Annotated in this window: 19 protein-coding genes; 12 read left to right on the top strand and 7 right to left on the bottom strand. The window is 61.0% G+C overall.

The features are described from left to right. Positions 1–295: 295 nt before the first annotated feature. Positions 296–2,746 (bottom strand): glycogen/starch/alpha-glucan phosphorylase, encoded by a 2,451-nt coding sequence (locus FGE05_RS16015; protein WP_139646414.1) that lies wholly within the window; start codon positions 2,744–2,746, stop codon positions 296–298. A 254-nt stretch (positions 2,747–3,000) separates the two neighbouring features. Between FGE05_RS16015 and FGE05_RS16010 the strand changes: the two genes are divergently transcribed. Beyond that, positions 3,001–3,438: a YkgJ family cysteine cluster protein gene (locus FGE05_RS16010; RefSeq protein ID WP_024778075.1), complete on the top strand. Its 438-nt coding sequence runs from the start codon at positions 3,001–3,003 to the stop codon at positions 3,436–3,438. Between the two features lie 169 nt (positions 3,439–3,607). On the opposite strand, the gene typA is transcribed toward FGE05_RS16010, so the two are convergent. Both typA and thiI read right to left on the bottom strand, forming a co-directional pair. After that, entirely contained in the window at positions 3,608–5,428 is a 1,821-nt protein-coding gene (typA, locus tag FGE05_RS16005; protein ID WP_139646412.1) for a translational GTPase TypA, read from the bottom strand. Positions 5,429–5,566: 138 nt separating this feature from the next. Further along, positions 5,567–7,021 (bottom strand): tRNA uracil 4-sulfurtransferase ThiI, encoded by a 1,455-nt coding sequence (thiI, locus tag FGE05_RS16000; protein WP_041024723.1) that lies wholly within the window; start codon positions 7,019–7,021, stop codon positions 5,567–5,569. 330 nt (positions 7,022–7,351) lie between these two features. On the opposite strand from thiI, the gene glnA reads away from it, so the two are divergent. The 6 genes from glnA (at position 7,352) to ntrC (ending at position 13,532) form a co-directional block, all read left to right on the top strand. Next, positions 7,352–8,758, top strand: coding sequence for a type I glutamate--ammonia ligase (glnA, locus tag FGE05_RS15990; protein ID WP_139646411.1), 1,407 nt, complete (start codon positions 7,352–7,354; stop codon positions 8,756–8,758). A gap of 118 nt (positions 8,759–8,876) precedes the next feature. After that, entirely contained in the window at positions 8,877–9,431 is a 555-nt protein-coding gene (locus tag FGE05_RS15985) for a chorismate mutase (RefSeq protein ID WP_139646409.1), read from the top strand. 197 nt (positions 9,432–9,628) lie between these two features. Continuing rightward, the gene (locus FGE05_RS15980) at positions 9,629–10,144 is read left to right on the top strand and encodes a DUF4124 domain-containing protein (RefSeq protein ID WP_139646407.1); all 516 of its coding nucleotides are present in this window, start codon (positions 9,629–9,631) and stop codon (positions 10,142–10,144) included. After that, entirely contained in the window at positions 10,141–10,761 is a 621-nt protein-coding gene (locus FGE05_RS15975) for a DUF4124 domain-containing protein (RefSeq protein ID WP_139646405.1), read from the top strand. Before FGE05_RS15980 ends, FGE05_RS15975 begins: the two co-directional genes overlap by 4 nt. Before the next feature lie 252 nt (positions 10,762–11,013). Then, positions 11,014–12,099: a nitrogen regulation protein NR(II) gene (glnL, locus tag FGE05_RS15970; protein ID WP_047699809.1), complete on the top strand. Its 1,086-nt coding sequence runs from the start codon at positions 11,014–11,016 to the stop codon at positions 12,097–12,099. Continuing rightward, positions 12,096–13,532 carry a nitrogen regulation protein NR(I) gene (ntrC, locus tag FGE05_RS15965; RefSeq protein ID WP_139646403.1) on the top strand — a complete coding sequence of 479 codons (1,437 nt, stop codon included), beginning with the start codon at positions 12,096–12,098 and terminating at the stop codon, positions 13,530–13,532. Before glnL ends, ntrC begins: the two co-directional genes overlap by 4 nt. A gap of 508 nt (positions 13,533–14,040) precedes the next feature. On the opposite strand, the gene FGE05_RS15960 is transcribed toward ntrC, so the two are convergent. Next, positions 14,041–14,478, bottom strand: a complete 438-nt coding sequence (locus FGE05_RS15960; RefSeq protein ID WP_139646401.1) for a hypothetical protein — start codon at positions 14,476–14,478, stop codon at positions 14,041–14,043. Between FGE05_RS15960 and trmL the strand changes: the two genes are divergently transcribed. Then, positions 14,477–14,932: a tRNA (uridine(34)/cytosine(34)/5-carboxymethylaminomethyluridine(34)-2'-O)-methyltransferase TrmL gene (gene trmL / locus FGE05_RS15955; protein ID WP_024778065.1), complete on the top strand. Its 456-nt coding sequence runs from the start codon at positions 14,477–14,479 to the stop codon at positions 14,930–14,932. The two genes, FGE05_RS15960 and trmL, sit on opposite strands and share 2 nt — an antisense overlap. A 199-nt stretch (positions 14,933–15,131) precedes the next feature. Here trmL and secB read toward each other — a convergent pair whose 3' ends face one another. Genes secB through FGE05_RS15940 form a run of 3 tightly spaced genes read right to left on the bottom strand, consistent with a single transcriptional unit; the run spans position 15,132 to position 16,319 of the window. After that, entirely contained in the window at positions 15,132–15,614 is a 483-nt protein-coding gene (gene secB / locus FGE05_RS15950; protein WP_139646399.1) for a protein-export chaperone SecB, read from the bottom strand. Positions 15,615–15,649: 35 nt separating this feature from the next. Then, entirely contained in the window at positions 15,650–15,904 is a 255-nt protein-coding gene (gene grxC, locus FGE05_RS15945) for a glutaredoxin 3 (RefSeq protein WP_053148644.1), read from the bottom strand. 1 nt (position 15,905) lies between these two features. Then, a complete protein-coding gene (locus FGE05_RS15940; protein ID WP_041024715.1) occupies positions 15,906–16,319 on the bottom strand; it encodes a rhodanese-like domain-containing protein in 414 nt (137 codons plus the stop codon). A gap of 152 nt (positions 16,320–16,471) precedes the next feature. On the opposite strand from FGE05_RS15940, the gene gpmI reads away from it, so the two are divergent. The 4 genes from gpmI to FGE05_RS15920 all read left to right on the top strand — a co-directional run bounded on the left by gpmI (position 16,472) and on the right by FGE05_RS15920 (position 21,657). Next, positions 16,472–18,001, top strand: coding sequence for a 2,3-bisphosphoglycerate-independent phosphoglycerate mutase (gene gpmI, locus FGE05_RS15935; protein WP_139646397.1), 1,530 nt, complete (start codon positions 16,472–16,474; stop codon positions 17,999–18,001). Between the two features lie 230 nt (positions 18,002–18,231). After that, complete coding sequence (locus tag FGE05_RS15930; RefSeq protein ID WP_139646395.1) at positions 18,232–19,524, top strand: murein hydrolase activator EnvC; 1,293 nt, start codon at positions 18,232–18,234, stop codon at positions 19,522–19,524. A 32-nt stretch (positions 19,525–19,556) separates the two neighbouring features. Then, entirely contained in the window at positions 19,557–20,873 is a 1,317-nt protein-coding gene (locus FGE05_RS15925; protein WP_139646393.1) for a S41 family peptidase, read from the top strand. A gap of 1 nt (position 20,874) precedes the next feature. After that, positions 20,875–21,657 carry a divergent polysaccharide deacetylase family protein gene (locus tag FGE05_RS15920; protein ID WP_139646390.1) on the top strand — a complete coding sequence of 261 codons (783 nt, stop codon included), beginning with the start codon at positions 20,875–20,877 and terminating at the stop codon, positions 21,655–21,657. Positions 21,658–21,682 lie beyond the last annotated feature (25 nt).

Here is a 21,682-nt window from a genome sequence, read left to right as displayed (position 1 = left end):
TGCGGGCATGACCGGGGTGATGCGGTGTCTGGCTCAGTCTAGTGGAAACCACACGCAACCTGTGGGAACGAACCCTGTGGGAGCCGAGCTTGCTCGCGATGAACGATGACGCGGTTTGCAGTTGAACCGTGTCGACTCCATCGCGAGCAAGCTCGGTCCCACAGGGCTCGCTCCCACATGGGTCATGAGGGCGTCCAGTCCTGAATCCGGCCACACCGCCCGGCGAAACTGGCGCTCAGTATATCGACGAAGCCCACTTGCCGTTGGGCTTCGCTCACATTTCTTACAGCAAATGCTAGTCGAGGGCTTTCCAGATGTCGGTGGCGTACTCGCGGATGGTCCGGTCGGAGGAGAACCAGCCCATGCGCGCGGTATTGAGCACCGCCGAACGCCACCACTGCTTGGAATCGTGCCAGCGCTCCTCGACCCTGGCCTGGGCGGCCCAGTAGGCATCGAAATCGGCGCAGACCAGGAAGCGGTCATAGTCCACCAGCGAATCCACCAGGCCGGTGTAGCGCATCGGATCGTCCGGCGAGAAGACTCCGCCGCGAATCGCCTGCAACACATCGCTGAGGCGATGGGACGCGGCAATGTCCGGCGCGGCGCTGAATTCACCGTTGCGCTTGCGCGCCTCCACCTGCTCGGACGTCAGGCCGAAGATGAACATGTGCTCACCCCCTACCCGCTCATGCATTTCCACGTTGGCGCCATCCATGGTGCCGATGGTCAGCGCGCCATTGAGGCCGAACTTCATGTTACTGGTGCCCGACGCCTCGAAACCGGCCGTGGAGATCTGTTCCGACAGATCCGCCGCCGGGATGATGCTCTCGGCCAGGCTGACGTTGTAGTTGGGCAGGAACACCACTTTGAGCAGGCCACGCACGGTCGGGTCGTTGTTCACCACCCGGGCGATGTCGTTGGTCAACTTGATGATCAGCTTGGCCTGGTGGTAGCTGGCGGCCGCCTTGCCGGCGAAGATTTTCACTCGCGGCACCCAGTCCACTTCCGGCTCGGCGCGAATCGCCTGGTACAGCGCCACGGTGTGCATCAGGTTAAGCAATTGGCGCTTGTACTCGTGGATCCGCTTGACCTGCACGTCGAACATCGCCGCCGGGTTCACGGCAATGCCCAAACGCTCGTGGATCAGGTAGGCCAGGGCTTTCTTGCTGTGCAGGCGCTGTTCGGCGAACTGCTTGCGGAAGGCCTGCTTGTCGGCGAACGGCTCCAGCTCGATCAGGCGCTCTTCAGGGTTGTCGAGCACGCTCGGGCCCAGGGCATCGACCATCATCGAGGTCAGTTCGGCGTTGGCCTGGAATAGCCAGCGGCGGAAGGTGACGCCGTTGGTCTTGTTGTTGATCCGTTCCGGGTAGAGCTTGTGCAGCTCGGAGAACACCGTGCTGCGCATCAGTTGCGTGTGCAACCCGGACACTCCGTTGACGCTGTGGGAACCGAGAAACGCCAGGTTGCCCATGCGCACCCGGCGGCCGTTGTCTTCTTCGATCAGCGACACCGAGCGCAGCACGTCGAAATCATGCACCCCCTTGGCCCGCAGCGAATCGATGTGCTGGGCGTTGATCAGGTAGATGATCTGCATATGCCGGGGCAGCATGCGCTCCATCAACCCCACCGGCCAGGTTTCCAGGGCTTCGGGCAGCAACGTGTGGTTGGTGTACGACAGCGTGTCCTGGGTGATCTGCCAGGCCGCGTCCCAAGCCACGTCGTAGACGTCCACCAACTGGCGCATCAGCTCGGCCACGGCGATGGACGGGTGGGTGTCGTTGAGCTGGATCGCCGCGTGATCGCCCAGGGTCAGTACCGAGGTGTGCATGTTGCGATGACGGCGCAGCAGGTCCTGCAACGAGGCGGCCACGAAGAAATACTCTTGGCGCAGGCGCAGCTCCTGGCCGGCCTCGGTACTATCGGCCGGATAGAGCACACGGGAAATACTTTCGGCCCGGGCAACCTCAGCCACGGCACCGAGGTGGTCGCCGGCATTGAAGCGCTCCAGGTGCAGGTCTTCAACGGCCCGGGCGCGCCACAGGCGCAGGGTGTTCACGCTCGCCCCCCGCCAGCCCACCACCGGGGTGTCATAGGCAATGGCCCGTACGGTTTCACCCGGAGACCAGACCTGCCGGGTCTTGCCGGTCTCGTCGGTGACGGTCTCGACGCTACCGCCGAATCCGATCGGGTAAACCACTTCCGGCCGTTCGAACTCCCAGGGGTTGCCGAAATCCAGCCAGTGCTCGGTCTGCTCCTGTTGCCAGCCATCGACGATCGCCTGGCGAAACAGGCCGTGCTCGTAACGAATGCCATAGCCATGGCCGGCGATGCCGAGGGTCGACATGCTCTCCATGAAGCACGCCGCCAACCGGCCGAGGCCACCGTTGCCCAGCGCCGCATCGGGCTCCAGTGTACGAATGCGCTCCAGGTCCACGCCCAGCTCGGTGAGGGCCTCGCGGGCAGTATCCAGCAGGCCGAGGTTGCTCAGGCTGTCGTAGAGCAGGCGTCCGATGAGAAATTCCAGGGAAAGGTAATAGACCCGCTTCTGGCCCTTGCGATAGATCTGCCGCGTGTGGTCCATCCAGTGCTCGACCATGTGGTCGCGGGCGGCAAGGGCAATGGCTTCGAACCAATCGTGATCAAACGCATGATCCGGGTCCTTGCCGACGGCATAAGTGAGTTTGGTCAACACAGCGTCGCGAAATGCGGCTACTTCGGCTTCGCGAACAAGTGGTTCTTGAGTCATGAATAAGACCTCGAACGAGCATGGAATTGTCTGAGCCTAGACGGTCTGACAGACGGCAAAGGCTCTTGGTTCGGTGGTTTTTCTCCAAGTGCCGGAGAATTGCCGCCAGGGAATTGCCGATGGACGAATGAATGCAGGGGCCGTGCCGCCGAACGCGGGGTTTTGCCAGAACGAAAAAAAACCGGCGGATGGTCGTTCAAAATTTCACCAGTACCGGTATGATCGCGCGCCCTGATGCATGCTGGTACACCTAGATGATGAAGCCCAACCTGATCGCCGCCGCGGAGATCGACCGACTCGATACCTGGGCCAAGTATTCCGCCCCGATGTGCGGTTCCTGCGTGTCGAGCTGCTGCACGCTGCCGGTCGAGGTCAAGATCAAGGACCTGATCCGGATCGGCATCGTCGACGAATTCGAACTGGGCGACCCACCGAAAAACATTGCCAAGCGCCTGCAAAAGGAAGGGATCGTCGAGCGTTACAACCAGAAGTCGGAGATCTTCACGCTCCAGCGCATGAGCAACAACGATTGCCTTTATCTGGACCGCAAGAGCCGCCTGTGCACCATTTACGAGAAACGCCCGGACACCTGCCGCAATCATCCGCGGGTCGGCCCACGGCCGGGGTATTGTGCGTACAAGCCCAAGGAAGTGGAGCGCGAGCGCAATCCGCGGACGCTGGATCGGTTTTGATCGGCTGACGCTATCGCGAGCAGGTTCGCTCCCACATGGACGGCGCTGAACCTGTGGGAGCGAGCCTGCTCGCGATGAGGCCCAAATAGCCAGCATAAAACTCCAGGCATAAAAAAACGCCCCCGGTCTCACGACCGGGGGCGTTTTTCATTCAGCCGAAGCTAAACGATCAAGCCTTGGCTTTCTTGGCAGCGCGGGTACGCTCGCCTTCGTCCAGGATCTTCTTGCGCAGGCGAATCGACTTAGGCGTCACTTCACACAGCTCGTCATCCTGGATGAATTCCAGTGCCTGTTCCAGGGTGAAGCGAACAGGTGGAACCAGGGCGATGGTTTCGTCTTTACCCGAAGCACGCATGTTGTCGAGCTTCTTGCCCTTGGTAGGGTTGACGCCCAGGTCGTTGTCACGGCTGTTCAGACCTACGATCTGGCCGTTGTAGATTTCCTGGCCGTGCTCGACGAACAGCTTGCCACGCGCCTGGAGGGTTTCCAGGGAGTAGGTCAGCGCCTTGCCGGTTTCTACCGATACCAGGACGCCGTTCTGACGGCCGGACATGTGGCCGGACTTCATGGTGTCGTAGCGATCGAAGATCGAGGTCAGGATGCCAGCACCGTTGGTCAGGGTCAGGAACTGGTTACGGAAACCGATCAGGCCACGAGCCGGAATGTTGTACTCCAGGCGTACACGCCCTTTGCCATCCGGGGACATGTTGGTCAGGTCGCCTTTACGCAGGCCCATTTCTTCCATGACCTTGCCCTGGGATTCCTCAGGGATGTCGATGGTGACGTTCTCGAACGGTTCCTGCTTGTTGCCGTCGACGACGCGGATGATCACTTCAGGACGGCCTACGGCCATTTCGAAGCCTTCGCGACGCATGGTTTCGATCAGTACCGAGAGGTGCAGCTCACCACGGCCGGAAACCTTGAACTTGTCGGCAGAGTCGCCTTCTTCAACGCGCAGTGCAACGTTGTACAGCAGCTCTTTGTCCAAACGCTCCTTGATGTTACGGGACGTCACGAACTTGCCTTCCTTACCGCAGAATGGCGAGTCGTTGACCTGGAAGGTCATGGAAACGGTCGGCTCGTCGACGGTCAGCGGCTTCATCGCCTCGACAACGGTCGGGTCGCACAGGGTGTCGGAGATGAACAGCTCTTCGAAGCCGCTGATGCAGACGATGTCGCCGGCAGCCGCTTCTTCGACGTCCACACGGTGCAGACCGTGGTGACCCATCAGCTTCAGGATACGGCCGTTGCGCTTCTTGCCGTCGACGTCGATGGCGACGACCGGGGTGTTCGGCTTGACGCGACCACGGGCGATACGGCCAACACCGATCACACCCAGGAAGCTGTTGTAGTCCAGGGCCGAGATCTGCATCTGGAACGGACCATCACGGTCAACGGCCGGCGCAGGTACGTTGTCGACGATCGACTGGTACAGCGGGGTCATGTCTTCAGCCATGTCGGTGTGGTCCAGACCGGCAATGCCGTTCAGGGCCGAGGCGTAGACGACCTGGAAGTCCAGTTGTTCGTCGGTGGCACCCAGGTTGTCGAACAGGTCGAAGATCTGGTCCAGAACCCAGTCAGGACGCGCGCCCGGACGGTCGACCTTGTTGATCACGACGATCGGCTTGAGGCCGGCTTCGAACGCTTTCTTGGTCACGAAACGGGTTTGCGGCATAGGGCCGTCCTGGGCGTCGACCAGCAGCAGCACGGAGTCGACCATCGACATCACGCGCTCTACTTCACCACCGAAGTCGGCGTGGCCCGGGGTGTCCACGATGTTGATGTGGTAGCCGTTCCAGTTGATGGCGGTGTTTTTCGCCAGGATGGTAATACCACGCTCTTTTTCCTGGTCGTTGGAGTCCATCACGCGCTCGTCGTTGAGCTCGTTGCGTTCCAGGGTGCCGGATTGACGCAAGAGTTTGTCTACCAGGGTGGTCTTACCATGGTCAACGTGGGCAATGATGGCGATGTTGCGTAGATTTTCGATCACTTGTGTATCTCGATCAGAGGATTCGGTGTGCTGACAGGTCGTGGCAGCGATTTACGTTGAGTCCGACAAAGCCGCTACAGCTTGTCGGCGGCGTCGGGGGGCCGGTGACGCAGGCCACAGGCAAACAGCCCCGGGCACTTAGCTCGGTCGATAAACGCGCACATTGGCATGCCCCTCACTGAGCAAATGGTGGGCATGCAGGCGACTCATCACGCCTTTGTCGCAATACAGCAGGTACTGGCGAGTAGGGTCCAGTTCCTTGAAACGCGCGTTCACTGCATAGAACGGCATCGTTTGTACCTCGATACCGGCGACGCTCAACGGGTCGTCTTCAGCGTCGTCCGGATGACGGATGTCGATGATGATCTGACCGGCCAGCGCTTCGCCGACTTCTTCAATCTTGATGTCCTGGCCCAATTCGTCGATCACCCGATCGATCGGCACCAGCCTGGCGTTTTCGAGCGCACGCTCGAGCACCGCCATGTCGAATTCTTTCTCTTCGTGCTCCACGCGCCCGCGCTTGGCGGCCGTCTTCGGGTTGACCGAGATGACCCCGCAGTACTCCGGCATGTGCCGGGCAAATTCGGCGGTGCCAATCGCGTTGGCCGTGTCGATGATGTCCTGCTTGTGACTGGCGATCAGCGGGCGCAGCACGAGCTTTTCGGTGACGCAGTCGATCACCGACAGGTTCGGCAGCGTCTGGCTCGATACCTGGGATATCGCCTCCCCGGTAACCAGCGCGTCGATGTGCAGGCGATCAGCGATGCTGGACGCGGCACGCAACATCATACGCTTCAAAATGACGCCCATATGACTGTCGTCGACTTTGCCGAGGATTTCTCCCAGAACTTCTTCGAACGGCACACTCACAAATAACACGCGCTGGGAACTGCCGTACTTCTTCCAGATGAAGTGCGCCACTTCCATCACGCCCAGCTCATGGGCACGCCCGCCGAGGTTGAAGAAGCAGAAATGGCTCATCAGGCCGCGCCGCATGATCTGGTAAGCCGCGACCGTGGAGTCGAAGCCGCCAGACATCAGCACCAGCGTCTGCTCCAGGGCACCCAGCGGATACCCGCCGATGCCGTTGTGCTGGCTGTGGATGACGAACAACCGTTGGTCGCGTATTTCGATACGGACTTCAACCTGCGGGTTTTTCAACGAAATACCGGCGGCGCCACACTGCTGGCGCAGTTGGCTGCCGACGTAGCGGTCCACGTCCATCGAGCTGAACGGATGCTTGCCCGCGCGCTTGCAACGTACCGAGAAAATCTTGCCCGCCAACGCATCGCCATAATGCAGCTTGCATTTGGCAACGATGTCGTCGAAATCCCCCAGCGGATATTCATCCACCTGCAGGAAATGCGCGATGCCTGGCATGCAGGTCAGCCGCTCGGTCATTTCCTTCAGGATCCTGGGTTCGCTGACGCGGGTTTCCAGTTCGAGATTGTCCCACACGCCATTCACCACCACGACCGGATCCAGATCACGGAGCACGGCACGGATGTTCTTGGCCAACTGCCGGATGAAACGGGTCCGGACCGGGCGGCTCTTGATGGTGATTTCGGGGAAGACTTTTACGATTAGTTTCATGAAAACAGCGCGCGAACGGCCAGCCGAAAAAGGGGGGCGCGGATTATAGCGGAAATTGCTCAAGGTTTGACCAATTAATGTGTAGATGGTTTTGAGCGCACCAAAACGGGTCGCCGACTATCCTTTGCGCTACATTACAGTGCGTAATTGTCTGACAATCCCTGGTTCAAGCCCTCTAAAGGCGTGGATTTGGTGCAAAAAACCCAAGCTGGGGCACTGGCATGCAATTTGCTCCCTTGTGAGGCAGGTTGCCTTGGCAGAGTATTCGCGCCGGCATCACTCATATCTACGGGCAAACCATTACCCCGCCCGAAGCCACCCGGAGGACATATGTCGAAGTCGGTTCAACTCATCAAAGATCATGACGTCAAGTGGATTGATCTGCGCTTCACTGACACCAAAGGCACTCAACATCACGTAACCATGCCGGCCCGTGATGCCCTGGATGACGATTTCTTCGAAATCGGCAAGATGTTCGACGGCTCCTCCATTTCCGGCTGGAAAGGCATCGAAGCGTCCGACATGATCCTGATGCCAGACGACGAAACGGCTGTCCTGGATCCGTTCACCGAAGAGCCGACCCTGATCCTGGTCTGCGACATCATCGAACCTTCGACCATGCAAGGCTATGACCGCGATCCACGCGCCATTGCCCACCGTGCCGAGGAATACCTGAAGTCCACCGGTATCGGCGACACCGCTTTCTTCGGTCCTGAGCCTGAGTTCTTCATCTTCGACTCGGTCAAGTTCAAGTCCGACATCTCCGGCTCCATGTTCAAGATCTTCTCCGAACAAGGTTCGTGGATGTCCGACCAGGACATCGAAGGCGGTAACAAGGGCCACCGTCCAGGCGTGAAAGGCGGCTACTTCCCAGTACCACCGTTCGACTTCGACCACGAAATCCGTACCTCCATGTGCAACGCACTGGAAGAAATGGGCCAGACCGTCGAAGTTCACCACCACGAAGTGGCGACTGCCGGCCAGAACGAAATCGGCGTGAAGTTCAACACGCTGGTCGCCAAGGCTGACGAAGTCCAGACCCTGAAGTATGTCGTGCACAACGTTGCCGATGCCTATGGCCGCACCGCGACCTTCATGCCGAAGCCACTGTACGGCGACAACGGTTCGGGCATGCACGTTCACATGTCGATCTCCAAGGACGGCAAGAACACTTTCGCAGGCGAAGGCTATGCCGGTCTGTCGGACACCGCCCTGTACTTCATCGGCGGTATCATCAAGCACGGTAAGGCCCTGAACGGTTTCACCAACCCGTCGACCAACTCCTACAAGCGTCTGGTACCCGGCTTCGAAGCACCGGTGATGCTGGCCTACTCGGCTCGCAACCGTTCCGCCTCGATCCGTATTCCTTACGTGAACAGCCCTAAAGCTCGCCGTATCGAAGCCCGCTTCCCGGATCCGGCTGCCAACCCGTACCTGGCCTTCGCCGCACTGATGATGGCCGGTCTGGACGGTATCCAGAACAAGATCCACCCTGGCGATGCCGCCGACAAAAACCTGTATGACCTGCCGCCTGAAGAGGCCAAGGAAATCCCACAGGTTTGCGGCAGCCTGAAAGAAGCCCTGGAAGAGCTGGACAAGGGCCGTGCGTTCCTGACCAAGGGCGGCGTATTCAGCGATGACTTCGTCGACGCTTACATCGCACTGAAAAGCGAAGAAGAAATCAAGGTTCGCACCTTCGTACACCCACTGGAATACGAGCTGTACTATAGCTGCTGATCCGGTAGCGCTCGCACACGCGGCGTGAAACAAGAGAGGCCTCCTTCGGGAGGCCTTTTTTATGGGTGCAGATTACGTGCATGATGACCGCCGCCTCCCAGACAAGAAGAGACTGCCCATGAACTTGCGCCTCACACTTGGCCTTGCCCTCGCTGCCGCGCTACTGACGACCACCGCCGAAGCCACACCTGCTCCGGACGCCCTTACTCCATTGCTTAACGCCATTGGCGAACGCATCGCCCTTGCCGATCAAGTGGCGCTGAGCAAATGGGACAGCCATAAACCGGTAGAAGACCGTCAGCGCGAGCGAGAAGTCATTGCCGCCGCCGTCGCCCAGGCGCCGGTCTACAAGCTGTCCGGTGAAACCGTGGAAGCGTTTTTCAGCGCCCAGATAGAAGCCAACAAACTGGTGCAGTACATCGACCTGTCCGACTGGGCCCTGGCCGGCAAGGCCCCGGACCTCCCGCGTCCGGACCTGGTGGGGCAAATCCGCCCGCAACTCGATCGACTGCAAAAACGCCTGCTGCAACAACTGGCCGATTTCGCTCCCTACCGTACCGATCCGCAGTGCCCGCAATGGCTGGCCCGGGCCACCCACAACGACAAACAGCACCCAGTGCACCGTCTTGCCCTGATCCGGGCGACCGCAGAGCTGTGCCTGGCCAAAAGCTGAGGCAACACACACTCCCCTGTGGGAGCGAGCCTGCTCGCGATGGCGATCGATCAGCAACATTGCTGCTGCCTGACACATCGCCATCGCGAGCAGGCTCACTCCCACAAGGGGACTTCAGTGGTTGAACTCTTTGGGTTGGGCCAACCGCCGCCTTGTCCTATGCTGCATCCAACACTTTCAGTTTCCGGTCGATTTTTATGGGTCGTGTCTTTCCTGGCGTTTTGTTGCTACTGGCATTGCCCGCGGCAGCCCAGATCTACAAATACACCGACGCCGATGGCAACACCGCCTACAGCAACCAGCCGCCCCAAGGCGTACCGGCCCAGACGGTGGAGTTGCCGCCGCTCAACAGCATCGAACATCAATCCTCAAGCAGCCCGGACATGCCGACAACGCCTGCCAACAGTGAAGCGCCGCGCAAGGCCTACGACCTGCTCGAACTGACGGACATCCCCACCGAGCAAGCCCTGCGCGCCAACAACGGCACTTTCACCGTTGGCGTCCGGACGCAACCGCGCCTGCAAAGCCCTCATCAGTTCCGGCTGCTGCTGGACGACCAGCCCTACGGCCAGCCCTCCAACGTGCCGCGCCTGCAACTGGTGAACATCGACCGGGGCGAGCATCGTCTGGCGGTCCAGGTCATCGATGGGGATCACCTTGTGCAACAGAGCGATACCGTCACCTTTACCGTGCAGCGGGTGCACCAGCCATGATCCGTTGGGTGCTTGTGCTGTGCCTGTCGCTGGTCGCCTTGCCGGGGGTAGCGCAGGTCTATACCTACGTCGACGCCCAGGGCAATCGTGTCTTCACCGATCAACCGCGCCCCGGCAATGCGAAGAAAGTCCAACTGCCACCGGGCAACCGGATGACCACGGCGCCCGCTACCACCACCTCGGCACCGGCCTCCGCAGAGCAGCCCACGCCCCTGTTTCATTACGAGATGCTGCGGCTGCTGATCCCGGAACCGGATGCCACGATACGCAGCACAGCGGGGGAATTGATCGTCACCGCTACCAGTGAGCCGAGGCTGAAAAAGGGCCATCGCTACCGTCTGCTGCTGGACGGTCAGCCCACCGGCGAACCAGGACCAAGCCCGGTGTTTGCCTTGAGCAACATCGATCGAGGCACCCATCACCTGGCGGTGGAAATCCTCGATGAGCAAGACCGCATCGTCGAGCGCACCGCCAACCAGCCCTTCCACATGCAACGCACGTCGCTGGCGCAGAAGCGCCGTATCAAACCCTGCGCAACCGCCGACTATGGCCAGCGCCCCGAATGCCCCCTCGCCGACAAACCCGAAGAAGAAAGCAGCATCCTGCCATTCTTCTAACGCCGCCATGACGATGCACTATATTGGTGCATAACGTTGCGCCGCTACTCAGCTGCCAGCCCATTTTGGTTCGAAAGTACCCGGAAAAACTGGCAGAACGCCACGCAATCGGGCGAAAAAACCTCTTTTCAGGCTCTAAACGCTTCTTTTCGGAGCCTTGGTTTGGTTTTTGCATTTTCCTTCTATCAGCGCATTCATTGCGCGCGCAATTTAGGACCGGCCCCGAATTGCCACGCATCAAAAGAGGTCCCGATGACCATTAGCGACGCACTACACCGCTTGTTACTCGACAACCTCACCACCGCGACCATTCTGCTCGACGCCGAACTGCGCCTCGAGTACATGAACCCGGCGGCGGAGATGCTCCTGGCCGTCAGCGGCCAGCGCAGCCATGGACAGTTCATCAGCGAGTTGTTCACCGAATCCGCCGAGGCACTCAACTCCTTGCGCCAGGCCGTGGAGCAGGCTCACCCGTTCACCAAGCGCGAAGCGATGCTCACCGCCCTGACCGGCCAGACGCTGACGGTCGACTACGCGGTGACCCCGATCCTGAGTAACGGCGCCACCCTGTTGCTGCTGGAAGTCCACCCTCGTGATCGCTTGCTGCGCATCACCAAGGAAGAGGCGCAGTTGTCCAAGCAGGAAACCAGCAAGATGCTGGTGCGGGGCCTGGCCCACGAGATCAAGAACCCCCTCGGAGGCATCCGTGGCGCTGCGCAATTGCTGGCCCGGGAGCTGCCTGAAGAAAGCCTCAAGGACTACACCAACGTCATCATCGAGGAAGCCGACCGCCTGCGAAATCTCGTGGACCGCATGCTCGGCTCCAACAAGCTGCCGTCCCTGGCCTTGTGCAATGTCCACGAAGTACTGGAGCGCGTTGGCAGCCTCGTGGAAGCCGAGAGCCAGGGCTGCATCACCTTGGTGCGCGACTATGACCCGAGCATTCCCGATGTCTTGATCGATCGTGAACAGATGATCCAGGCCGTATTGAACATCGTGCGCAACGCGATGCAGGCCATCAGCAGTCAGAACGAGCTGCGCCTGGGCCGCATCAGCCTGCGCACCCGCGCCTTGCGCCAGTTCACCATCGGCCACGTGCGCCATCGCCTGGTGACCAAGATCGAAATCATCGACAACGGCCCGGGCATCCCCACGGAGCTGCAGGAAACCATCTTCTTTCCCATGGTCAGTGGCCGTCCGGACGGTACCGGACTGGGCCTGGCCATTACCCAGAACATCATCAGTCAGCATCAGGGCCTGATCGAGTGTGAGAGCCATCCCGGCCACACCACCTTTTCGATCTTCCTGCCACTGGAACAAGGAGCCACATCGACATGAGCCGTAGTGAAACCGTGTGGATCGTCGATGACGACCGTTCTATCCGCTGGGTCCTGGAAAAAGCCTTGCAACAGGAAGGCATGACCACCCAGAGCTTCGACAGCGCCGATGGCGTGATGAGCCGCCTGGCCCGTCAGCAACCGGACGTCATCATCTCCGACATCCGCATGCCCGGGGCCAGCGGCCTGGACCTGCTGGCGCGGATTCGCGAGGAGCACCCCCGGCTGCCGGTGATCATCATGACCGCCCACTCCGACCTGGACAGCGCCGTAGCGTCCTACCAGGGCGGAGCCTTCGAATACCTGCCCAAGCCGTTCGACGTCGATGAAGCGGTGTCCCTGGTCAAGCGCGCCAACCAGCACGCCCAGGAACAACAGGGCCTGGAAGAAGTGCCGGCCCTGACCCGCACCCCGGAAATCATCGGCGAAGCGCCGGCGATGCAGGAAGTGTTTCGCGCTATCGGACGCCTGAGCCACTCCAACATTACCGTGCTGATCAATGGCGAATCCGGTACCGGTAAAGAACTGGTAGCCCATGCCCTGCACCGCCACAGCCCACGGGCAGCGTCGCCGTTCATCGCCCTGAACATGGCCGCGATTCCCAAGGACCTGATGGAATCCGAACTGTTCGGCCACGAGAAAGGCGCATTCACCGGCGCGGCCAACCTGCGACGCGGGCGCTTCGAACAGGCCGACGGCGGCACCTTGTTCCTCGACGAGATCGGCGACATGCCGGCCGACACCCAGACCCGTCTGTTGCGCGTGTTGGCGGACGGCGAGTTCTATCGGGTGGGCGGTCATACGCCGGTCAAGGTCGATGTCCGCATCATCGCCGCGACCCACCAGAACCTGGAAACCCTGGTTCACGCCGGCAAATTCCGTGAAGACCTGTTCCATCGCCTGAACGTGATCCGCATTCATATCCCGCGCCTGGCGGATCGTCGCGAAGACATCCCGACCCTGGCCAGGCATTTCCTCAGCCGCGCCGCCCAGGAACTGGCGGTGGAGCCCAAGCTGCTCAAGAGCGAGACCGAGGAATACCTGAAGAACCTGCCGTGGCCCGGCAACGTGCGCCAGTTGGAGAATACCTGCCGCTGGATCACGGTCATGGCCTCGGGACGTGAGGTGCATATCGGTGACCTGCCGCCGGAACTGTTGAGCCTGCCACAGGATTCGGCCCCGGTGACCAACTGGGAACAGGCCCTGCGCCAGTGGGCCGACCAGGCCTTGGCCCGTGGCCAGTCGAGCCTGCTGGACAGCGCCGTACCGAGTTTCGAACGCATCATGATCGAAACCGCCCTCAAGCATACCGCCGGCCGCCGCCGCGACGCCGCCGTGTTGCTGGGCTGGGGGCGCAATACCTTGACCCGCAAGATCAAGGAATTGGGGATGAAGGTCGATGGCGGGGATGACGATGAAAGCGATGAGGGCTGAGCAGCCGTTGGCTTTTCGCTGAATCTGAAGGCCAATCGCGAGCAGGCTCGCTCCCACCTCGGTCATCGGTGTCCGCGCATTCATGTGGGAGCGAGCCTGCTCGCGATGCTTTTGAAAGTCCCGTGCACCACACCAATGCACCACGAACCGCAAATGCGCGTTTCATTCGAGCCCAAGGCAACCGCGCTACTTCATGAAAACCGCCTCATAAAAAAGCCAAAGCCCCGGAATACGGGGCTTTGCGCAACATCAAAAAGTTTTTTGTGACAAGCCATTTAAAACTGGCACGCCCCCTGCAATAACCCAATCACTACCCAGTTTCGGGGACCTTGGTACAGGCAGGCCGGGGATTCCCCATTTTATCCGGGCTCATCCGAGCCCACCGTTTTGGGGGCCTTGATACAGGCAGGTCAAGGTTTCCCTTCTTTACACCCAGGGCTGGATCCTCTCGATCGCCCTCCCGTTTTGGGGACCTTGGTACAGGCAGGCCGGGGATTCCCCTCTTTTATTACTCCTGGAGACGGACCTCCAGCCGCCAGCGGTCGTCCACCTCGCCGCCGGTCCACTCAGCCCGCAATGGACGCGCCGCCACCAACGTCAGCAGCAACCCCTTGTCACTCAAGCGCACCCGCCAGTTCACGTCCTTGCCGTTGAGCTTCAATTGTCCCTTCTGCGCCGGGCCTTCGGCTTCGAACAACAGCGCCACGGAGCCATCGACGATTTCCCCGTGCAGCTTGGGTTCGTCATTGAACCAGGCCACCAGCACCCCATCGCCCACCTCGATCCGCTCCAACACACTCGGTTCGGGATTGGTCAGGCGACCGATCATCAAGCCAATCATCAACCCAAAGATTGCCAGGGAGCCCATGACCCGCGGGAATAGCTTCGAACGCTCATCGGTTTGCAGCGTAGAATGCGCGTCATCTTTGTTATCGGAGCCGTGCATGTTTCACGTCATCCTTTTTCAACCGGAAATTCCGCCGAACACCGGCAATGTCATCAGGCTCTGCGCCAACAGCGGCTGCCACCTGCATTTGATCGAACCGCTGGGCTTCGAAATGGACGACAAGCGTTTGCGCCGCGCCGGGCTCGACTACCACGAGTATGCCACCTTGCAGCGTCATGCAGACCTCGCCAGTTGTCTGGAAAGCCTCGGGCATCCGCGCCTGTTCGCCTTCACCACCAAAGGTTCGCGGCCCTTTCATGACGCCAGTTTCGTCGCTGGCGATGCGTTCCTGTTCGGGCCTGAAAGCCGGGGCCTGCCGGCCGACGTACTGGACGCGCTACCAGCAGAGCAGCGCTTGCGCCTGCCGATGCGCGAAGGCTGCCGCAGCCTGAACCTGTCCAACACAGTGGCGGTGGCTGTTTACGAGGCGTGGCGGCAGAACGGTTTCGCCTGAACCCTTCCTGTCAGTCAGAAACACCTGTGGGAGCGAGCCCTGTGAGAGCCAAACTTGTGGGAGCCGAGCTTGCTCGCGATGAACGATGACGCGGTTTAAAGTTGAACCGTGTCGACTCCATCGCGAGCAAGCTCGACTCCTACAGGCTCTGCTCCCACAGGGCTCGCTCCCACAGGTTTTGTAGCCGGCTGTCGGACGTTTATTGAACCGTCGCGCTGCCTTCTTCCTGCATGCGCTGCAGTTCTTGGGCGTACAGGGCGTCGAAGTTCACCGGGGCCAGCATCAGGGCCGGGAACGAACCACGGGTCACCAGGCTGTCCAGCGCTTCACGGGCATACGGGAACAGGATGTTCGGGCAGAACGCGCCCAGGGTGTGGCTCATCGAAGCGGCATCCAGGTTCTTGATCAGGAAGATACCGGCCTGCTGGACTTCAGCGATGAATGCGACTTCCTCACCGTTCTTCACGGTGACCGACAGGGTCAGCACCACTTCGTGGAAGTCTTCTTCCAGGGCTTTCTGACGGGTGTTCAGGTCCAGGCCTACGCTCGGCTCCCACTGCTGGCGAAAGATCGCCGGGCTTTTCGGGGCTTCGAAGGACAGGTCACGCACATAAATGCGCTGCAAGGAGAATTGCGGTGCGGCTTCTTCTTCGCTGGCAGCTGTGTTCTGTTGGTCAGTCATCGCAGATCCTTCTCACTTCAGGTTCTTTAGGGGATTCAGGCCTTGAGCATCGCGTCGAGCTTGCCGGCGCGTTCCAGGGCAAACAGGTCGTCGCAACCGCCCACGTGGGTGCTGCCGATCCAGATCTGCGGCACGGACGTACGCCCGGCCTTCTGGGTCATCTCGGCGCGCAGCTGCGGCTTGCCGTCGACCTTGATCTCTTCGAAAGCCACGCCCTTGTTCTGGAGCAGGAACTTGGCTCTGGAACAATAGGGGCAGTAATCGCTGGAATAGACAACGACGTGGGTCATCTCACTTCACCAGGGGCAGGTTGTCGGCTTTCCAGGTTGCCACGCCACCGGACAGCTTGGCGGCGGTGAAACCGGATTTCATCAGTTCGCGGGCGTGGGTACCGGCCGTCTGGCCCATGGCATCGACCAGGATGATGGTCTTGGCCTTGTGCTTTTCCAGCTCGCCGATACGTGCGGCCAGTTTGTCCTGGGGAATGTTCAGCGCGCCGACAATGTGACCGGCGGCGAATTCCTTGCCCGGGCGAATGTCCACCACCACGCCGGCATCCTTGTTGACCAGCGCGGTCAGTTCGGCGGTGCTCAGGCTGCGGCCGCCGCCCTGCATCGTATGGGCGACCAGCAATGCCAGCAGTACGACGAAGATACCGACGAGAATGTAGTGGTTAGTGGCAAATTCAATCAGGTGAGCAACCATCGAAGGAGGTTCCAGGGCGTTAAAATGTCGGCCAGTATACACAGCACTCAGGGTCGGCCAAACCCCGCCCGGCGGTGACGGCACCGGAACTTACCTTTAAACTGCCCGTCCCTTTTCCATCGTCTTCTTTTAACCAGCCACGAGTGGATTCCATGACTACCACGCCTAAACCTTTGGTCCTGATGATTCTCGACGGCTTCGGTCACAGTGACAGCCACGAATCCAACGCTGTGTATTCGGCCAACAAGCCTGTATTGGACCGCCTGTGGGCCACCGTACCGAACGGCCTGATCTCCGGCAGCGGCATGGATGTCGGCCTGCCGGACGGGCAGATGGGCAACTCCGAAGTCGGTCACATGAACCTCGGCGCCGGCCGTGTGGTTTACCAGGACTTCACTCGCGTCACCAAAGCGATCCGCGACGGCGAGTTCTTCGAGAACCCGACCATCTGCGCTGCCGTGGACAAAGCCGTGGCGGCCGGCAAGGCCGTGCATTTCATGGGCCTGCTGTCCGATGGCGGCGTGCACAGCCACCAGGACCACCTGATCGCCATGGCCGAACTGGCCTTCAAGCGCGGTGCCGAGAACATCTACCTGCACGCCTTCCTCGACGGCCGTGACACGCCGCCGAAAAGCGCCGCATCTTCGATCGAGCTGCTGGACACGACCTTCCAGGCGCTCGGCAAGGGCCGCATCGCCAGCATTGTCGGCCGTTACTACGCCATGGACCGCGACAACCGTTGGGACCGTGTCGCCCAAGCCTACAACCTGATCGTCGATGGCAATGCCGAATTCAGCGCCGCCACCGCCCAGGAAGGCCTGGAAGCTGCCTACGAGCGTGGCGAAAGCGACGAATTCGTCAAGGCCACCACCATCGGTACACCGGTCAAGGTCGAGGATGGCGACGCCGTGGTGTTCATGAACTTCCGTGCCGACCGCGCCCGCGAGTTGACCCGGGTCTTCGTCGAAGACGATTTCAAGGAATTCGAACGCGCTCGCCAGCCCAAACTGGCCGGTTTCGTGATGCTGACCCAGTACGCCGCCAGCATTCCCGCACCGTCGGCCTTCGCCGCCGGCAGCCTGGAAAACGTCCTGGGCGATTATCTGGCCAAGAATGGCAAGACCCAGTTGCGCATCGCCGAAACTGAAAAATACGCCCACGTGACATTCTTTTTCTCGGGCGGCCGCGAAGAACCGTTTCCAGGCGAAGAACGCATTCTGATCCCCTCGCCGAAAGTCGCCACCTACGACCTGCAACCTGAGATGAGCGCTCCGGAAGTCACCGATCGGATCGTCGACGCCATTGAAAACCAGCGCTACGACGTCATCGTGGTCAACTACGCCAACGGCGACATGGTCGGTCACAGCGGTGTGTTCGAGGCGGCGGTCAAAGCCGTGGAATGCCTGGACACCTGCGTTGGCCGCATCGTCGAAGCGCTGGAAAAGGTCGGCGGCGAAGCACTGATCACGGCCGACCACGGCAACGTCGAGCAGATGTCCGACGAATCCACCGGCCAGGCCCACACTGCCCACACCACCGAGCCGGTGCCGTTCATTTATGTCGGCAAGCGCGACTTCAAGGTCCGCGACGGCGGCGTGCTGGCCGACGTGGCGCCGACCATGCTGATGCTGCTGGGCATGGAAAAGCCGGCGGAAATGACCGGGACTTCGATTCTGGTCTGATCAGCATCCCCCCCTGTGGGAGCAGAGCCTGCTCGCGATAGCGATCGAACGGCCAGCACTTTTGTCGAATGTGCTGACATCATCGCGAGCAAGCTTTGCTCCCACAGAGGTTTGGCGGTGATTTGGCGCCTGACACCAGCCCAGTTATCACACAGCCCCAAATGGGCGTTTTTTTTGCGGCGTGGGGCGGGCATACTAGGCCGTCCCTTTCCCTGGTATCGCCCGCCTCTATGCTTCGCGTCCTGATAGCCCTCGCTCTGACCTGCCTGCTCCAACCGGCCTTCGCTGACGAGCGCGCGCAAACCCAACAGCAGTTGGAAGCCACGCGCCAGGACATTGCCGAGCTGAAGAAGCTGCTGGGCAAGCTGCAGGAAGAGAAAGCCGGCGTACAGAAAGACCTGCGCGGCACCGAGACCGAGATGGGCAACCTGGAGAAACAGGTCGATGCCCTGCAAAAAGAGCTGAAGAAAAGCGAATCCGAGCTGCAGCGGCTCGATGGAGAGAAAAAAAAACTCCAGAGCGCGCGCACTGAACAGCAACACCTGATCGCCATCCAGGCCCGCGCGGCCTATCAGAGCGGCCGTCAGGAGTACCTCAAGCTGTTGCTCAACCAGCAGAACCCCGAGAAGTTCGCCCGCACCCTCACCTATTACGACTACCTGAGCCAGGCACGCCTGGAGCAACTCAAGAAATTCAACGAAACCCTGCGCCAACTGGCCAACGTCGAGAAAGACATCGAATTGCAACAGGCCCAGTTGCTGGTGCAGAAAAGCAGCCTGGACACTCAGCGCGAAGAACTCGAGAAGGTTCGCAAGGAACGCGCGGTGGCCCTGGCCAAGCTCAATGACGACATGAAAGCGCGGGACAGCAAGCTCAAGGCTCGCGAGCAGGACCAGGCCGAACTGGCAAACGTGCTGAAGACCATCGAGGAAACCCTGGCCCGCCAGGCGCGAGAGGCAGAGGAAGCGCGGCAGAAAGCGCTGATCGCCCAGCAGGAAGCCGAAAAAAAGCGCTTGCGTGAAGCCCAGGCCGATGCGGACTCGGACGATGCGCCCCGCAAAACGACGAAGCCCAGCCCTGGCGCCTTGGTTTCCAGCGATGGCGAAACCTTCGGCGGCGCCTTTGCTTCCGCCCGGGGCAAACTTCCATGGCCAGTCAATGGTCGATTGCTTGCGCGCTTTGGTGAAACCCGCGGCGACGACACCCGCACCAAGTGGGACGGCGTGATGATCAGCGCATCCGCCGGCAGCCAGGTGCATGCCGTTCATGGCGGGCGGGTAGTGTTCGCCGACTGGCTGCGCGGCGCCGGCCTGCTGGTGATCCTCGATCACGGCAACGGTTACCTGAGTCTGTATGGCCACAACCAGACGCTGCTCAAGTCGGCGGGGGATGTGGTCAAGGCCGGTGAGTCCATCTCCACGGTCGGCAACAGTGGCGGGCAGGATACGCCTGCGCTGTATTTCGCAATTCGTCAGCAGGGTCGCCCCAGTGACCCGGCCCAATGGTGTCGTGCGCAAGGATAAGCGCGCCCATCCAATTAAGGAGTTCGTTCGACATGCTGCATTTGTCCCGCCTCACCTCGCTGGCCCTGACGATCGCCCTCGTGATCGGTGCACCCCTGGCTTTTGCCGCCGGACCGGCCCCATCGGCGCCTGCCGCCACGGCCGCCACCACCAAGGCACCGTTGCCCCTGGACGAACTGCGCACCTTCGCCGAAGTCATGGACCGGATCAAGGCCGCCTACGTCGAACCGGTGGATGACAAGATGCTGCTGGAGAACGCCATCAAGGGCATGCTCAGCAACCTTGACCCGCACTCTGCCTACCTGGGGCCGGAAGACTTTGCCGAATTGCAGGAAAGCACCAGCGGCGAGTTCGGCGGCCTGGGCATCGAAGTCGGCAGCGAAGACGGCTTTATCAAGGTGGTGTCGCCGATCGACGACACACCAGCCTCCAAGGCCGGGATCCAGGCCGGCGACTTCATCGTCAAGATCAACGGCCAGCCGACCCGCGGCCAGAGCATGACCGAAGCCGTGGACAAGATGCGCGGCAAGATCGGCCAGAAGATCACCCTGACCCTGGTACGCGATGGCGGTACGCCATTCGACGTGACCCTTACCCGGGCGGTAATCCAGGTCAAGAGCGTGAAGAGCCAGCTGCTGGAATCGGGCTACGGCTACATCCGCATCACCCAGTTCCAGGTCAAGACCGGCGAAGAAGTCGCCAAAGCCCTGGCCAAGTTGCGCAAGGACAATGGCAAGAAACTCAATGGCCTGGTCCTGGACCTGCGCAACAACCCTGGCGGCGTGCTGCAATCGGCGGTGGAAGTGGTGGATCACTTCATCACCAAAGGCCTGATCGTCTACACCAAAGGCCGTATCGCCAACTCCGAGCTGCGCTTCTCGGCCACCGGCAACGATCTGAGCGACGCCGTGCCACTGGTGGTATTGATCAACGGTGGCAGCGCCTCGGCCTCGGAAATCGTCGCCGGCGCCCTGCAGGACCAGAAGCGCGGCGTGGTCATGGGCACCACCAGTTTCGGCAAAGGCTCGGTGCAGACCGTCCTGCCGCTGAACAACGACCGGGCGCTCAAGATCACGACTGCGCTGTACTTCACGCCAAACGGCCGCTCCATCCAGGCCCAGGGTATCGTCCCGGACATCGAGGTACGCAAGGCCAAGATCACCAACGAGCAGGACAGCGAGTACTTCAAGGAAGCCGACCTGCAAGGTCACTTGGGCAACGGCAATGGCGGCGCCGACAAACCGAGCGGTTCCGGCGCCAAGGCCAAGCCGATGCCGCAGGATGACGACTACCAACTGGCCCAGGCCCTGAGTCTGCTCAAAGGACTGAACATCACCTCCGGCCGCTGAGATGGGCCTGCGTTTCATCCTCGGGCTGTTGTGCTGCCTGGCAAGCGCCGCCTTTGCGGCGCCCGACACCCCCGCGGCTTCACCGCACAAGGCTTATCTGAGCCTGATCATCGACGACCTGGGGCAAAGCCTGCCCCGGGATCGCCGGGTATTGGCCCTCCCCGGCCCGGTCGCCACCGCGATCATGCCCGATACGCCCCACGCCGCCGAATTTGCCCGCGAGGCTCACCGCGCCGGCAAGATCGTCATGCTGCACATGCCCATGGATCCGGCGACCGGGCCGTTCGCCTGGCATCCCGAGCTACCGATTGAAGAACTCGGCAAGCGCCTCGACGCCGCGTTCGCTGCCGTGCCCTATACCAGCGGGATCAACAACCACATGGGCAGCCGCATGACCGCCCAGCCCCAGGCCATGGCGTGGCTGATGGCGGACTTGCAACAGCGACACAAGTTCTTCGTGGACAGCCGCACCAGCGCCCAGACTGTCGCAGCCGCCGAAGCCCAGAAGATCGGCCTCGCCAGTGTGTCGCGGGATGTATTCCTTGACGACGAGCGTACCGAAGCCGCCATCGCCCACCAGCTCCAGACCGCCATCGACCTGGCTCGCCGCCAGGGCTCGGCCGTGATGATCGGCCATCCCTACCCGCAAACCCTGGCGGTGCTCGAACGCGAACTGCCCCGCCTCAAGGCGCAGGGCATCGAATGGGTGGACATCAAGTCGATGATCAGCCTGCGCAGCAATCGAGCGATGACGGGGCATGGGAAGAACGGGGTTTATCGATAACCGCGTCGCGGCCATCGCGAGCAGG

Origin of the sequence: Pseudomonas sp. ICMP22404, assembly GCF_006227205.1 — a bacterium.
Lineage (GTDB): Bacteria > Pseudomonadota > Gammaproteobacteria > Pseudomonadales > Pseudomonadaceae > Aquipseudomonas.
Note: the sequence above shows the minus strand (reverse complement) of the source record. Positions and strands in the feature narration are given on the sequence as shown.